The sequence below is a fragment of the Streptomyces sp. NPDC048392 genome, assembly GCF_043200575.1.
Taxonomy (GTDB): domain Bacteria; phylum Actinomycetota; class Actinomycetes; order Streptomycetales; family Streptomycetaceae; genus Streptomyces.
In genome coordinates this window covers 114,359-129,629 of the sequence record NZ_JBICYB010000006.1, presented here as the reverse complement: position 1 = coordinate 129,629, position 15,271 = coordinate 114,359, and the positions used below count along the sequence as shown (strand labels likewise).

Sequence of the window (15,271 nt, the reverse complement as noted above, 5' to 3'; positions counted from 1 at the left end):
CTACCCGGCCGACTTGACGAGTTCGTCGACGGCGTAGGGCATGGACAGCAGCGTGCCCTGGGAGATGGCCGCACCGACCGCCGGGCCCTCGCTGTCCAGCAGGTACGACACCTTGCCGTTCTTGACGGCCTCCAGGTTGGAGAACAGCTCGAACTTCTTCAGCGCGTCCTGGTCCGCCTTGTCGTTGATGACGAAGACGCGGTCCACGTCGACCAGATCGACGCGCTCGGGGGAGAGCGTGGTGTAGAAGTCGCCGTCGGCGACCTTGTCGATCTCGGCCTGGTACTTGAAGCCGATGCCCGTCACGAGCCGCCCGCGCACGTCGGTGGAGGTGAACGGGGCCACCGAGTTCTTGTACCAGGACAGCACGACCGCGGTCCGGTCCGCGAACCCGGGGTGCGCCTGCTTGGCCGCGTCCAGCTTGCCCTGGATGCCGGCCACCATCCTCTCGCCCTCGTCGGCCTTGCCGAGCGCCTTGGCGATGTGCAGCGCGTTGTCCTGCCACGGAGCGCTGAACGGCTCCTTCTCGGCCTTGGTACGGCCCACCGTGGGCGCGATCCTGGAGAGCTTGTCGTAGGCGGCCCGGTCGATCTCGGAGTAGACCGCGACGATCAGGTCGGGACGCAGCAGGGCGATCTTCTCGTAGTTGGGGCCGGTGTCACCGTTCTTCATGACGACCTCGGGCCTGGTGTCGCCCCACTTGTCCTTCACCCAGGGCCACTGGGTGTTGATGTCGGGGCTCCGTCCGGCCGGGTTCGGGTACTGGTCGACCATGCCGACGGGCTTGATGCCGAAGGCCAGGACGGTCTGGTCGTCCGTGTAGCCGACGGACACGACCCGCTCCGGGGCCTTGTCGATCCTCGTCGTCCCGAAGGCGTGCTCCACGGTGACCGGAAAGGCACCGGCGGCGGCCGGGGTGTCGCCGCCGGCCCGGTCCGCCGAGTCGTCCGAGCCTGAACCGCACCCCGTGAGGAGGCCGACGCCGATTGCGGCGGCGGACAGGGGCGCCGCGAGTCGTCGCCAGGTCTTCATACGCGTCGTTCTGAGAAGCATCCGGAGATCCCTTTGCTGTCGCACCGGCCACTGCGCCCCGTCCGAGGGCGGCAAACCTCACCGCACCAAGCGAGGTTAGCCTACCCTCACTTTCACAACTCCGGGGCCGAACGGTCGAGTTCGGCATGCGTGCGGCCGATCGGCACGACGAGAGGGCGGTCTCCCACCGGGTCGTCGATGACCTTGGCGCGCAAGCCGAACGCCTCGCGCAGCAGACCGGCGGTGATCACGTCGCGCGGGTGTCCCTGCGCGAGGACCGCCCCCTCCCTCATGACCACGAGGTTGTCGCTGTAGCGCGCGGCCAGGTTGAGGTCGTGCAGCACCATGACGACGGTGCGCCCGGACTCGTGCAGGTCGTCGACCAGGTCGAGCACGTCGATCGCGTGCGCCAGGTCCAGGTAGGTGGTCGGTTCGTCCAGCAGCAGCAGGTCGGTGCCCTGGGCCAGGGGCATCGAGATCCACACGCGCTGGCGCTGTCCGCCGGAGAGCGAGTCGACCGGACGGTCCGCGAGGTCCGAGACGCCGGTCATGGCCAGCGCGCGCCGTACGACGTCCGCGTCGTCCGACGACCACTGCCGCAGCCAGCTCTGGTGCGGATGACGGCCCCTGGCGACCAGGTCGGAGACCGTCAGCCCGTCCGGCGCGACCGGCGCCTGGGGCAGCAGGCCGAGCTTCTTCGCCACGTCCCGGGTCCTGAGCCCGGCGATGTCCTCGCCGTCCAGCACGACCGTTCCGCTGGGCGGCCTGAGCAGCCGCGACAGTGTCCGCAGCAGGGTCGACTTCCCGCAGCCGTTCGGACCGATGATGGTGGTGATCACTCCGGGCGGGATCGCCAGGTCGAGACCGTCGATGACGGACCGGGACCGTACCCGACGGACACGCCCCTGGCCGCCAGCCGTGAGGCGCCGTCGGCTCCCGTTCCGGTCCGAAGGCGGACACCGGCCCGATGACGTCGAACCCGACTCCGGTCAGAGAGCCCGCGTTCCAGAACCGCAGCGCGTTCAGCGAGGCCTTGTCCGTCAGCGCGACCGCCGTGGTCATAGCCGCCAGGAACACCGTCACCCCCTGACCGGCCAGGGCGAGCGTCAACGGATTGCCCGCACCCCGCCCGATGCTCGACAGCCCGAACACGACGACACCGGCGGCCGCCGCGCCCCCGAACGCGAACCAGACGTACTGGAACGCACTGGTGAACCCGAAGGCGGCGATCCCCGACACCACGGCGAACGAGGCGCCGGAGTTCACTCCCAGCAGGCCCGTGTCGGCGATCGGATTGCGCGTGTACCCCTGGATCAGTGCCCCGCCGACACCCAGGGCGACGCCGGCCACGACCGCCAGCACCGTGCGGGGCACCCGTACGGTCTGCACGATCAGCCTGATCTCGGTGAGCCGCTGGTCGGACTCGGGCGCCGCGAACAGTGCGTACCAGACCTCGGCGGGACTCAGCGCACGCGCGCCGACGGCCAGCGACGCCGCGCCCGCGACCACGAGGAGCGCCGCCAGTACCCCCAGGCCGGCAACCCGGCGTCGGCGTGCCTTCGTCGTGCCCCCGGGCGGGGGACGCTCAACCGCAGTCGTGGTCACGGCGACGTACGGGGACGCGCGGTGGTTCCGGTTTTGTCGGCGACCGATCCGGCCTCGTCGGAAGCGGACTCGGGACCCGGTCGAGGAGCGACTCCAGGATTTCGCCGACCCTGACCGCGGTGTTGGAGAGCAGCGACGACGTGATGCCGTGCGTGTGCTCCGTGCCTCCCTGCAGATAGATGCCGCAGCGCAGACCGGGCTCCGTCGCGACGCGGTAGTCGCGCTCGACGCGCACCCGGCCCTCGTCGTCGCGCAGGCAGCGGTCCGCGACCTCGCCGAGCAGACCGAGGGGTTCGGCCGGACCGTAGCCGGTGGCACAGACCACGACGTCGGCGTCCAGAAGCGTTTCCTCGCCGGTGACCAGGGAGGTCACGGTGGCGCGTACCCGGTCCGGTGTCTCCTCGACGCCGGTGAGCCGGGAGACGTTGAGGAAGCGCAGCCGCTCGGTGCCGAGGACCTTCTCCCGGTACATCTGCCGGTACAGGTCGTCGATCAGGTCGATGTCCACCACGGAGTAGTTGGTGTTGCCGTGGTAGTCCATCAGCCGGCGCTTGACGCTGCCGGGTGCGGTGAAGTAGTCGTCGACCGCCGCGGGGTCGAAGATGCGGTTGGCGAACGCGCTGTCGTCGGCCGGGCTGTAGCCGTAGCGGGTGAAGACCGCGCAGATCTCGGCCCCCGGGAAGCGGCGGTGGAGGTAGGCGACGTTCTCGGCGGCGCTCTGCCCGGCGCCGACGACGATGAACCGGGAGGGCGTGGTGCCCTCCAACGCGTCTACTCTGGCCAGCAGCTCGGAGTTGTGCCAGACGCGGTCGCCGCGCTCCACACCCTCCGGCACCAGGGGGCGCAGCCCGGTTCCGATGACGAGGTTGCGCGCCCGGTGGACCTCCAGCCCCTCCCCCGAGCGAACCGTCACCTCCACGTGGTCCACGGCTCCGTCACGCACGACGGGTGTGACGCCGACGACCTCGTGGCCGTAGGAGACCATGTCGTCGACCTTGGCCGCGGCCCACTCGAAGTAGTCGTGGAACTCGACCCGCAGCGGGAAGAGGTTCTTGTGGTTGATGAAGTCGACGAGCCGTCCCCTGCTCTGCAGATAGCAGAGGAAGCTGTACTCGCTGGCCGGGTTCCGCAGTGTCACCAGGTCCTTGAGAAAGGACACCTGCATGGTCGCGTCGTCGATCAGCATGCCGCGGTGCCAGCCGAAGCGGGGCTGCTGTTCGAAGAAGCGGGCGGTGACCTCCTGCCCGCCGGCCTGCGCGCCGTGCTCGCGGATCGCGATCGCCATGGCGACATTGGACGGCCCGAAGCCGATCCCAACGAGGTCGTGGACCAGCGTTGCGTCACCAGGAAGAACCTGTGACATGTCACTCCCCTCGTACGCCGGCAACTTAGGTGAGCCTAAGCTCACGAGGCGCGGCTGTCGATAGGGCGCACCGGGGGCCGACTCGCCCCAACTGGGGTGTCCTACGCGGACGTTGCGCACTAAGGTAAGCCTTGCTTAACTGTCCGGGACAGCCCCGCCGGTCAGCCCCTGTCTTGAGGAGGAACCCCATGCGGGTCGTCATGTTCGGCTACCAGGCCTGGGGGCACCGCACCCTGCGAGCCCTCCTGGACTCCGAACACGACGTGGTCCTGGTCGTGACGCATCCCAGGAGCGAGCACGCGTACGAGAAGATCTGGAGCGACTCCGTCGCCGGCCTCGCCGAGGAACACGGCGTCCCGGTGCTGATCCGCGACCGCCCGGACGACGACGAGCTGTTCGAGCGCCTGAGGGACGCCGACCCGGACGTCATCGTGGCCAACAACTGGCGGACCTGGATCCCCCCGCGCGTCTTCGGCCTCCCGCGCCACGGCACGCTCAACGTGCACGACTCGCTGCTGCCGAAGTACGCCGGGTTCTCGCCGCTGATCTGGGCACTGATCAACGGCGAGACCGAAGTGGGCGTCACCGCGCACATGATGAACGACGAGCTGGACGCCGGGGACATCGTCCGGCAGGAGGCGGTGCCGGTCGGACCGGCGGACACCGCCACCGATCTGTTCCACAAGACGGTCGGCCTCATCGCCCCGGTCACCCTCGGCGCGCTGGGCCTCATCGCCGCCGGGCAGACGGAGTTCACACAGCAGGACCGGTCCCGGGCGAGCTTCTTCCACAAGCGGTCCGCGGAGGACATCCGCATCGACTGGAACTGGCCGGCCGAGGACCTGGAGCGTCTGGTCCGGGCCCAGTCCGAGCCCTACCCGAGCGCCTACACCTTCCACCGGGGCAGGCGGCTCGAAGTCCTCGCCGCCGTGGTCTCCCGGGGCCGCTACGGCGGTACGCCCGGCCGGATCTTCTACCGGGAGGGCGAGGGCGTGGTGATCGTCGCCGGGGCCGACGCGCGCCGGGGCCGCAACCACGGCCTCGCCGTCACGCGGGTGCGGACGCAGAACGGACGGGAGTTGTCCGCGGCGGAGTACTTCACCTCCATGGGCGGCTATCTGACCGGCCGCCCCTGATCCGCCGTCCGCGCCAGGCAGCGGGCGTCCGCGCCAGGCAGCGGGCGTCCGCGCCAGGCAGCGGGCGTCCGCGCCAGGCAGCGGGCGTCCGCGCCAGGCAGCGGGGCCTGACCGTGCTGTCACGGTCAGGCCCCGCTGCGGACGGTCGGCCGCGGCCTCAGCCGCTCTTGCGCCGGAACGACCGCTGGGCGGCGGCCGGACCGTGCGCGCCCCGGATCTTCGCCACGTCGGCGTTCGCGGCGAGGGCCGCCGCCTCCGCCTGTTTGCCGCGCTTGCGCTCCAGTGCCTCGCGGAACTTGCCCTTCAGGTCGTACTGACCGTCGGCGTCGGGTGTCAGGGCGGTGCTCTCGTCCTCCGCCGGTTCCGAACCTGCCTGCGATGAAGACTCTTCAGTCATGATGACCTCCTGGGCGCGGACAACAGGAGCACAGCTTGTCACGGTCGGCCACCCGGAACCACCGAGAACGTCCCCGGGCCGGCCGGCAGCCTCACCGTGTACTGGCGCAGGTACGTGTCCAGGTACGGCGACCGGTCGCCCTGGGTGGCGGCGTCGTCGGCCGGATCGTCCAGGGCGAGCGCGAGTTCGGCTCCCCTGACCTCGATCGTCCCGCCGGAGGGCGTGTCGCGCCAGGAGCCGGTCCGGATGGAGCCGATCTCCACGGCCAGCACGTGTCCGGCGGCGAGCGTCCAGTCGGTCCCCTTCAGGTCGACGCGCATCCGGCCCGGCTTCACCAGGGAGACCTGTTCGTCGAACATGACGGCGGTGCCGTCCGGCGCCACGTCGTACAGCTTGAGCATGACGTTGCCCTCGCCCCGGGCCGTCAGTGACACCCGCGGGGTGCCGGTGACGCGCGCGGCCTTCCTCAGCGGTTTCGACCAGACGAAGAAGCTGGAGGCCACCTCTCCGGTGCGCTGACGTCCCGCCAGTTCCGCGGCCAGTCCGGCCGGGGCCGGCTGCTCGGTCGCGGGCGCGTTCTCCATGTCCCACTCGCCCCTCGGCTGCGGCGGCGCCTTCGGTGCCGGGCGGCCGGACGCGGTCAGCGCCTCGCGGGCGGACGCTCCGCCGTCGTCCACGTAGGAGCCGCCGCCGAGCGGAAGGGTGACCGACCGCTCCGTGACGGGCCAGGTGCGCTGGGCCCGCCAGGCACCGGCGGAGTCCTCGACGGCGTAGGCCGGGTAACGGACGGCCGGCCTGCTGCCCTTGAGGTACTGGTCGTAGAAGGACAGGGTCTCGTCGTACCAGCCGGCACGGCCCATGGCCAGGCGTCCGTCACCGACGCGGTCGCCTCCGCGCACGTGGTCCCACTGGCCGAGCCAGCCGCGCTCGGGGCCCCTGTGGTTGTCGAGGTACTCCTCCATCTCCTCGGGCTTGGTGTTGTTCTCTATGAAGCCCTGCGTGACGAAGAGCGGGGTGTCGCTGCCCCTGGCCATCCTCGCCAGGTCACGGGAGGTCCAGTGGGCGTCCCGCTGGTCGGATATCCGGTATCCGGCCGAGTTCTCCGTCAGGCACTCCGGGTGGCTCTCCTCGTAGCGGGAGGCCGCCTGGTAGCGCGGATCGTCGTCGGCCATCGGAGGCATGGAGGCGATGGAGTTGTACGCGTCCGCGGTACCGGTCACGTTCGGGCGGGGCACACCGTTGGAGTAGATGTACTGGTACATGTCCCACAGCGGTTCCTGGGCCACGACGGCCTTGAGCGCGCGCTGGTCCAGGTTGTTGCCGATGAGGCCCGTGACGGCGTCGTAGGACTTGCCGTACATGCCGACCGCGCCGGTGGACCACGGCTGTTTCGCGGCCCAGTCGACGGCCGCCTTCACGTCGGCCTGTTCGCCGGGCCCGCCCCAGTCGAGGCAGCCGGTGGAGCCGCCGAAGCCGCGCAGGTCGACCATGACGAAGGCGTAGCCCTCGTCGAACAGGTCGGTGCCCTCGACGAAGTCCTGGAAACGGGCGGACGGTCCGGTGTGGGTCCAGCCCTCGGGCCCGGTCTGCCCCGAGTGCGCGAAGTACGGGCCGATCGACAGGATGACCGGCACCTTCTCCTTCCGCCTCAGTCCTTCGGGGAGCAGGACGTCGGCGTGGAGCCGGGTGCCGGAGCGGTCGGAGGACGGGAAGTAGTGCTGGCTCCAGACCGAGCCCTCCGGGACGCGGTCGTTCTCCTCGTGCGTGACGGTACCGGCCCCGGTGGCGGCCGGACCGGCCGCCGCCTCGTGCGCCGCGACGGCGGGACCGCCGAGGCCGGCGGTCAGGGCGAGGGCGGCGACGAGCGCCGAGGCGGTCCGGACGACCGCGCGACGTGGTCTCACATGCTCCTCCTTGGACGGCGGGTGCAGGTGGTGCGGGTGGTGCAGGTCTAGCAGCGATGGCGTCGCACGTCGATGGTGCGTACCGTCAACTTCCCTCCGTACGCCGCTTCTTGGCGGACTGTCCGGGCGGCCGGCACCGGCTCTGCCGTCGGCACAGGGGCCGGGATCCCGCGTCGGGGGGTGATGACGGGGGCATGGGGGACAACACGGCGGTGCGCCGACTCGACCTGGGGCAGTCGTCCGGCCGGCCTCGGAGACGGGCGGGGACAGCCGGCCCGCGAGCCGCTCTCGACGGCGCGGAACAGCCGCTCCCCCCGTATCCGCGGTGGCTGGACGGGATCGCCGGCCTCGATCCCCGGCGGGTGCTCTTCACCCACGACTGCTCGGTCTGGGAACCTTCGCGTCCGCCCGGCCGGCCGGGCACCGTCTGAATCGCCCGCGCCTCGATCACTGCCTAAGGTGGGGAGGCCGACGGAACCGGGGTACTTGCCGACCGCAGGAGAGTGGGGCGCCATGGCGCGGGGTGTGGAGTCGATCCGGCGGACCGCCCTGGGTGCTCTCGGGGCCGTTCTGCTGCTGATCGGCGTCGCGCTGCTGGTGCTGCCCGGGCCGGGTCTGCTGCTCGTGTTCGCCGGGGTGGTGCTGCTGGCGCGCGCCGTTCCGGCGCTGGACCGGTTCGTGTCCCCCGTCCGGGCCCGGGCGATGCGCGCGGCCGAGGAGAGCGTGTCCTCCCGATGGCGGATCGCCGGCTCCGTCCTGGTGGGACTGTTCCTCGTCGCCGCCGGCCTGGTGTGGGGCCTCGTTCCCCGGCTGCCCTACTCGGGGTGGGCCACCGGCACGAGTCTGGTCGTCTCCGGTCTCTTCCTGTTCGCCCTGCTCGTGTGGAGCCACCGCCGTGTCCGGACGGCGCGTCGCGGCTCACCGTCGGCTTCACCGGGGACGCGCTGACCGGCCGACGCTCCTGGAACCGCCTGTCCGCTCCCTGAACGGCTCCGCCCGGCCGGCGCGGCCCGGCCGAGCCCTGGGGCGGGCCGAGTCCGGACGGGCCCCGCACGGTCGGCCGTACGGCACGAGGTCGCCCGCTGGTAAAATGGGCCCACGCTTCGAGGCAACCGGGTCCGTACCGAGGGGTACGGACCCGGTCGCGTGCCGGGCGCCTGATCAGGAAGGTCCCCCATGAACGCGAAGCCGCCGTCGGCCCCCGACGCCTCCCAGCCCGGCAAGCCCCGGCGTACGACGGCTCCCCAGGGCGGGTCCCGGACGCCGCGGCCGGGGTCGCAGTACCGGCCGCCGGCCGCGTCCTTCGACAGCCTCGGGCTGCCACCGGCCCTGGTGGAGACGATGACCGGCCTCGGGGTGAGGGAACCGTTCCCGATCCAGGCGGCGACCCTGCCCGACGCGCTGGCCGGGCGCGACATCCTCGGCCGCGCGCGGACCGGCTCCGGCAAGACGCTGGCCTTCGGTCTCGCCCTGCTCGCCAGGACGGCCGGCCGGCGTGCGGAGCCCAAGCGGCCGCTGGCCCTCGTGCTGGTCTCGACCCGGGAACTCGCCCAGCAGGTGAGCGACGCGCTGGCACCCTACGCACGGACGCTGAACGTGCGCCTGACGACGGTTGTCGGCGGGCTGTCGATCAACCGGCAGGTGGAGGCGCTGCGCAGCGGCGCCGAGGTGGTCGTCGCGACGCCGGGACGCCTGGCCGACCTGGTGTCACGCCGGGACTGCCACCTGAACCAGGTGCGGATCACGGTGCTGGACGAAGCGGACCAGATGTGCGACCTGGGGTTCCTGCCGCAGGTCTCCGGTCTGCTGGACCAGGTGCCCTCCGACGGCCAGCGGCTCCTGTTCTCGGCCACGCTCGACGGCGACGTCGACCACCTGGTGCGCGGCCATCTGCACGATCCGGTACTCGCGTCGGTCGACCCGGCGTCGGCCTCGGTGACCACGATGGAGCACCACGTACTGACCGTCCACCCCGCGGACAAGTACGCGACCGCCACCGAGATCGCCGCCCGGGACGGCCGGGTGCTGATGTTCCTCGACACCAAGGCCGGGGTCGACCGGTTCACCCGCCACCTGCGCGCCGCCGGTGTGCCCGCCGCCGCCCTGCACAGCGGGAAGTCGCAGCCGCAGCGCACCCACACCCTGGCCCGGTTCGTGGCGGGCGACGTCACCGTGCTGGTGGCCACGAACGTCGCGGCGCGGGGCATCCACGTCGACGACCTCGACCTGGTCGTCAACGTCGATCCGCCGGCCGACGCCAAGGACTACCTGCACCGTGGCGGGCGCACGGCGCGCGCCGGCCGGGCGGGGAGCGTGGTCACGCTCGTCAGCCCCGACCAGCGGCGCGAGGTGAACCGGATGATGTCCGAGGCCGGGATCCGGCCGACGGTGACGCCCGTGCGCTCGGGCGAACAGCGGCTGACCGCCATCACCGGAGCGAAGCGCCCGCCCGCCGGACCGGGCAACGACGGCGGCAACGCCCCCTTCCGCGGCATGGGCACCCGTCCGGGCCGCGCCGCGAAGGGATCCCGCAAGGCCGTCGAGGCGCGCAAGGCCGCGGAGGCCCGCGCGGCGGCCCGGGTGCGCAGGGGCCGCTGACCCGCGAACAGGCCCCGGCGCCAGGAACTTTGAACACACCGATGACAAAGTATGGACATGCCAAGCGGAAGTCTCCTACCTTGGCGGCGGAACATCCGTCCCACCGCACAAGACCGGAGCGATATCCGGCACGGTCCGGTCCCCACCTCCTGGAGGACCAATGCGCCAACGGCTGTTATCGCGTGCCCGAAGACACCTCATCCTCCTGCTGACGTCGGCCGTATCGATCGGCGGTGTATGGGCCGCCCCGGCGTCCTCGGCGGCCCCCGCCGACATCCCGCCCCAGGAACCCGGCGTCACGCTGCGCGTGTTCGACGTCCAGACGCCCTTGAACGAGCTGTGCACCCTCAAACCGGGCCAGACGCCCAACCACGACAAGCTGATGCCGACGGTCGACTGGTCCAGCACCGCCGACTTCGGCGGCATCGCCGACAACTTCGTCTCCCAGGCGTCCGGTTACCTGGTGGCACCGCGCGACGGCACCTACGTGTTCCGGCTCGTCAGCGACGACGGCTCCCGGCTGGCCCTCGACGACGCCACGGTGATCGACCACGACGGACTGCACGGCGCGGAGCCCAAGGACGGCACGGTCGACCTCTCCGCGGGGGCGCACCCGCTGCGCATCGAGCACTTCGACCGCGGCGGCGGCCAGCAGTTGCAGCTGTCCTGGATGCCTCCGGGCGAGAGCGAGTTCACGGTCGTGCCCCGCGAGGCGCTGAGCACCGACGCCGGAGTCGTCCGGGTGACGGCGCCGGGCCGCAAGGAGTGCGAGGCCGGGCGCGACACTCCCGGTGACGGTCTGCCGCTCACCTCCGTGCGGCCCGACCTCACGCTCACCGACCTGCGCCCCGACGGCTTCGAACCGCAGGTCACCGGTATGGACTGGCTGCCGGACGGGCGTCTGGCGATCAGTACGTGGGGCGGCACCGACAACGTTGCCGGGGAGGTGTACCTCCTCGACCACGTCACCGGCGCGACCAGTCGGGACAAGGTCACCGTCGAGAAGGTGGCGAGCGGGCTGCGCGAGCCCATGGGCATCAAGTACGTGGACGGCTCGCTCTACGTCTCGCAGAAGCACGAACTGACCCGGCTGGTCGACAGCGACGGCGACGACGTGGCCGACGAGTACCGCACGGTCGCCACCTGGCCGTACGGCGGGAACTTCCACGAGTTCGCGTTCGGCCTGCTCTACCGCGACGGCTACTTCTACGTGAACCTCTCCGTCGCCATCGACCTCGGCGGCGCGACCACCACCCCGCAGCCCGCGCCGAACCGCGGGACGACCTACAGGATCAGCGAGAAGACGGGGAAGATCAGCCCGGTCGCGGGCGGACTGCGCACGCCCAACGGTATCGGCTGGGGTCCGGGCGGCGACATCTTCACCACCGACAACCAGGGCGGGTGGCTGCCGGCCTCGAAGCTCGTCCAGATCAAGCAGGACCGCTTCTTCAACCACTACACCGAGCCCGCCGGCCCCTTCGAGGGCTCCCCCGTCACCGAGCCGGTGCTGTGGCTGCCCCAGAACGAGATAGGCAACTCGCCGTCCACGCCGCTGTACCTGACCAAGGGCAGGTTCGCGGGCCAGATGCTGATCGGTGACGTCACCTACGGCGGCCTGCAGCGCGCCTACCTGGAGAAGGTCAAGGGTCAGTACCAGGGCGCCGTCTTCCGCTACACGCAGGGCCTGGAAGCGGGCGTCAACCGCGTCTCCCTCGGCCCGGACGGCGCGATCTACACCGGTGGCCTGGGCGCCGACGGGAACTGGGGGCAGGAGGGCAAGCTCAAGTTCGGTCTGCAGAAGCTGACGCCCAACGGCGGCACCACCTTCGACGTCCAGAAGATGCGGGCCGTGCCGGGCGGCTTCGACCTGACGTACACCCAGCCGGTGTCGTCGGAGACGGCCGCCGGACTCGCGGCCGCCTACGAGGCCGAGCAGTGGCGCTACACGCCGACCGCCGACTACGGCGGCCCGAAGATCGCCGAACAGGAGCTGACCGTCAGGTCCGCGACGCTCTCGGACGACGGCCGCACCGTCCGGCTGCGGCTGGACGGCCTCCGGCCGGACCGCGTCGTGCACGTCCGCTCTCCGCGCCCCTTCACCTCGGCCTCCGGGGAGACGCTGTGGAGCACCGAGGCCTGGTACACGCTCAACGAGATGCCCGGCAAGCAGCCGCCCGTTGCCACCCTCTACGAGGCCGAGGAGGCCCGGCTGACGGGCAGGGCGGGCATCAACACCGACCACGTCGGCTACTCCGGCAGCGGGTTCGTCGACCGCTACGCCACCGAGGGCAAGGTCACCACGACCTTCGACGTGACCGTCCGGAAGCCGGGCACCTACGACGTGGGCCTGCGCTACTCCAACGGTCCCGACCCCTTCGAGGGCACCAAGTCCCTCTCCCTGTACGCCAACGGGACGAAGGTGCGCCGGACACAGCTCGCCTCCACCGGGGACTGGGACACCTGGTCCACGCGGACCGAGAGCGTGCGGCTGCGCGCCGGCCACAACACGGTGACCTACCGGTACGACCCCGGCGACACCGGCCACGTCAACCTCGACCTGATCACCGTGCACCGGCACGGCGCCCGGGTCGCCCTGTTCGACGGCACCGCGGCCTCGCAGGAACAGTGGCAGCACACGGACGGCCGGCAGGTGGCCTGGCCGCTGGCCGAGGAGAAGTCGATGGAGGTGTGCTGCGGCGACATCCGCACCAAGGACGCCTACCAGGACTTCAAGCTGCACGTGGAGTTCCGCGTTCCCCTGCTGCCGCCCGACGTGACCGGCCAGGACCGCGGCAACAGCGGCGTCTATCTCCAGGACCGCTACGAGCTGCAGATCCTCGACTCCTCCGGTGACACCACCCCGGACACCGACGGGGCCGGGGCGATCTATCTGAAGAAGGCACCCGACACCAACGCGGCGGCGGCCCCGGAGACCTGGCAGACGTACGACGTCGTCTTCCGCGCCGCCCGCTTCGACGAGAACGGCGGCAAGACCGCCGACGCGCGGGTCACGGTGGTGTGGAACGGCAGGACGGTCCACGACGACGTCGCCCTCGACGGGCCCACCGCGGCGGGACGGGCCGAGACGCCCGCCGCCGGGGCGATCCGCCTGCAGGACCACGGGAACAAGGTCCGCTTCCGCGACATCCGGGTCGAACCGCTGAACTGACCCGGCAGCCGTGCGGGCCGGCCCCTGACGGCCGTCCCGCACGGCCCGCTCCACGAGCCCGGCGGGCCGGAGCCCCCCGGACGCCTCTGGGTAGGGTGAATCGACACATGCCCTGCCAGTCGAATCAAGGAGCGGAATTGAGCGAGCCGGCGTCCATCGCCCTGCAACAGGAGATCGCCCGGGAACTGGAGGTCGCGCAGACCTTCGACGCCGAAGGGGAGATCGAGCGCCGGGTGGCCTTCCTCGCCGACCGGCTGACCGCCACCGGTCTGCGTGCCCTGGTGCTCGGCATCAGCGGCGGTGTCGACTCGACCGCCGCGGGCAGGCTGTGCCAGCTCGCCGTGGAGCGGGCCCGCGCCGCGGGACACGAGGCGCGCTTCTACGCCATGCGGCTGCCGAACGGCGTCCAGGCCGACGAGCACGACGCCCAGCTGGCGCTCTCCTTCGTCCAGCCCGACCAGGTGCTGACCGTGGACATCAAGCCCGCGAGCGACGCGGCGCTCGACGCCCTCCTCGCCGCCGACGTGGCCTTCCGCGACGAACGGCACCAGGACTTCGTGCACGGCAACATCAAGGCCCGCCAGCGCATGATCGCGCAGTACGCCGTGGCCGGGGCGCACAACGGCCTGGTCGTCGGGACCGACCACGCGGCCGAGGCGGTCTCCGGCTTCTTCACCAAGTTCGGCGACGGCGCCGCCGACCTCGTCCCGCTGACGGGCCTCACCAAGCGCCGCGTGCGCGCCGTCGCGGACGCGCTGGGCGCACCGGCCGAGCTGGTGCGGAAGGTGCCGACGGCCGATCTGGAGACGCTCGACCCCGGCAAGGCCGACGAGGACGCCCTCGGAGTGACGTACGAGGAGATCGACGACTTCCTGGAGGGCAAGCCGGTGACGGAGCGGGCCTTCGAGACGATCGTCACCCGCTACCGGCAGACCGACCACAAGCGCCGCATGCCGATCGCTCCCTGAGCCGATCACTCGGACGGAGCACCGCGGGTGGCCCGGCCGATCGCGCGTGGCCCACGCCCCCTCACCGTCACCGCCCCGGTGCACGGCAGCGTCCACCGAGGGCGGGACGGGGGCTCGCGTCCTCCGGTCCGCACCGGGTTGACCCTTCCTCACGAACATCCTTAAAGCGCGGTTTGTCGAGAAGCGCCTTAGCCTGGCCGAGGAAACGCTCGTACAGTCGACGGCCGGTCACCCGGCGGAAGGTGAGCTTCCATGGCTGAGCGGCTCAAAAGATCCGGTCTGATCGGTGAACTGTCGGCGGAGTTCGCCGGCACGATGATCCTCATCCTCTTCGGCTGCGGAGTGGTGGCCCAGGTGGTCGCGGGCGGTGCCCTGACCGACCCGGCGGGCGGCCTCGGAGACCACGACAGCATCGCCTGGGCGTGGGGCCTGGGTGTCACCCTGGGCGTCTACGTGGCGGCGCGGTTGAGCGGTGCCCACATCAACCCCGCGGTGACCCTCGCCCTCGCCGTGTTCAAGGGGTTCCCCTGGCGCAAGGTGGTCCCCTACGCGCTGGCCCAGACGGCGGGCGCCTTCGTGGCCGCTCTCGTGGTCCGCTGGAACTACACCGAGGCGCTGGCGAAGGCCGACCCCGGCCACACCATCAAGACGCAGTTCGTGTTCTCCACGCTCCCCGCCAACGGCAACACCGCGTTGCCGGTGCACGAGTGGGGCGCCTTCCGCGACCAGATCATCGGCACCGCCATCCTCCTGATCCTGGTCATGGCCGTCACGGACATGCTCAACACGGCGCCGGGCGCGAACATGGGCCCCTTCATCATCGGCCTGATCGTGGTCGCGATCGGCATGGCCTTCGGCACCAACGCTGGATACGCCATCAACCCGGCCCGTGACTTCGGGCCCCGGCTGGCCAGCTTCCTCACCGGATACGGCGGGGCATGGCGAGATCAGTACGGGAACTTCTACTTCTGGGTGCCGATCGTCGCCCCTCTGATCGGTGGCGTACTCGGCGCGGGGCTGTACAAGGTGTTCGTCGGCCGGTTCCTGCCGACCGCGGAGCCCGAGCCGCCGGGGCGCGTCCCGGCATCAGACGAATGAC

Annotated in this window: 9 protein-coding genes and 3 pseudogenes; 6 read left to right on the top strand and 6 right to left on the bottom strand. The window is 71.2% G+C overall.

Going from position 1 to position 15,271, the window contains the following annotated elements:
* The 4 genes and pseudogenes from ACGFYH_RS11850 to ACGFYH_RS11835 all read right to left on the bottom strand — a co-directional run bounded on the left by ACGFYH_RS11850 (position 1) and on the right by ACGFYH_RS11835 (position 4,000).
* Complete coding sequence (locus tag ACGFYH_RS11850) at positions 1-1,053, bottom strand: iron-siderophore ABC transporter substrate-binding protein (protein WP_393802976.1); 1,053 nt, start codon at positions 1,051-1,053, stop codon at positions 1-3.
* Between the two features lie 92 nt (positions 1,054-1,145).
* Positions 1,146-1,948 (bottom strand): annotated as a pseudogene (locus tag ACGFYH_RS11845) (ABC transporter ATP-binding protein).
* Positions 1,949-1,980: 32 nt separating this feature from the next.
* Positions 1,981-2,637, bottom strand: a pseudogene (locus ACGFYH_RS11840) (FecCD family ABC transporter permease); the annotation flags it as partial.
* A pseudogene (locus ACGFYH_RS11835) lies at positions 2,634-4,000 on the bottom strand (lysine N(6)-hydroxylase/L-ornithine N(5)-oxygenase family protein). The pseudogenes ACGFYH_RS11840 and ACGFYH_RS11835, both read right to left, overlap by 4 nt.
* A 188-nt stretch (positions 4,001-4,188) precedes the next feature.
* On the opposite strand from ACGFYH_RS11835, the gene ACGFYH_RS11830 reads away from it, so the two are divergent.
* The gene (locus ACGFYH_RS11830) at positions 4,189-5,136 is read left to right on the top strand and encodes a methionyl-tRNA formyltransferase (protein WP_393802975.1); all 948 of its coding nucleotides are present in this window, start codon (positions 4,189-4,191) and stop codon (positions 5,134-5,136) included.
* Positions 5,137-5,293: 157 nt separating this feature from the next.
* Here the strand turns inward: ACGFYH_RS11830 and ACGFYH_RS11825 are convergent, their stop codons facing one another.
* On the bottom strand, positions 5,294-5,533 hold the full coding sequence (locus tag ACGFYH_RS11825) for a DUF5302 domain-containing protein (RefSeq protein ID WP_393802974.1): 240 nt from the start codon (positions 5,531-5,533) through the stop codon (positions 5,294-5,296).
* A 38-nt stretch (positions 5,534-5,571) separates the two neighbouring features.
* The gene (locus ACGFYH_RS11820; RefSeq protein ID WP_393802973.1) at positions 5,572-7,437 is read right to left on the bottom strand and encodes a CocE/NonD family hydrolase; all 1,866 of its coding nucleotides are present in this window, start codon (positions 7,435-7,437) and stop codon (positions 5,572-5,574) included.
* 513 nt (positions 7,438-7,950) lie between these two features.
* Between ACGFYH_RS11820 and ACGFYH_RS11815 the strand changes: the two genes are divergently transcribed.
* The 5 genes from ACGFYH_RS11815 (at position 7,951) to ACGFYH_RS11795 (ending at position 15,270) form a co-directional block, all read left to right on the top strand.
* Entirely contained in the window at positions 7,951-8,385 is a 435-nt protein-coding gene (locus ACGFYH_RS11815) for a PGPGW domain-containing protein (RefSeq protein WP_393802972.1), read from the top strand.
* Positions 8,386-8,613: 228 nt separating this feature from the next.
* Entirely contained in the window at positions 8,614-10,035 is a 1,422-nt protein-coding gene (locus ACGFYH_RS11810; protein ID WP_393802971.1) for a DEAD/DEAH box helicase, read from the top strand.
* A gap of 160 nt (positions 10,036-10,195) precedes the next feature.
* On the top strand, positions 10,196-13,204 hold the full coding sequence (locus ACGFYH_RS11805) for a family 16 glycoside hydrolase (RefSeq protein ID WP_393802970.1): 3,009 nt from the start codon (positions 10,196-10,198) through the stop codon (positions 13,202-13,204).
* A gap of 137 nt (positions 13,205-13,341) precedes the next feature.
* Positions 13,342-14,172: an ammonia-dependent NAD(+) synthetase gene (gene nadE, locus ACGFYH_RS11800; protein ID WP_393802969.1), complete on the top strand. Its 831-nt coding sequence runs from the start codon at positions 13,342-13,344 to the stop codon at positions 14,170-14,172.
* Between the two features lie 252 nt (positions 14,173-14,424).
* The gene (locus tag ACGFYH_RS11795; RefSeq protein ID WP_393802968.1) at positions 14,425-15,270 is read left to right on the top strand and encodes an MIP/aquaporin family protein; all 846 of its coding nucleotides are present in this window, start codon (positions 14,425-14,427) and stop codon (positions 15,268-15,270) included.
* Position 15,271: the final 1 nt, after the last annotated feature.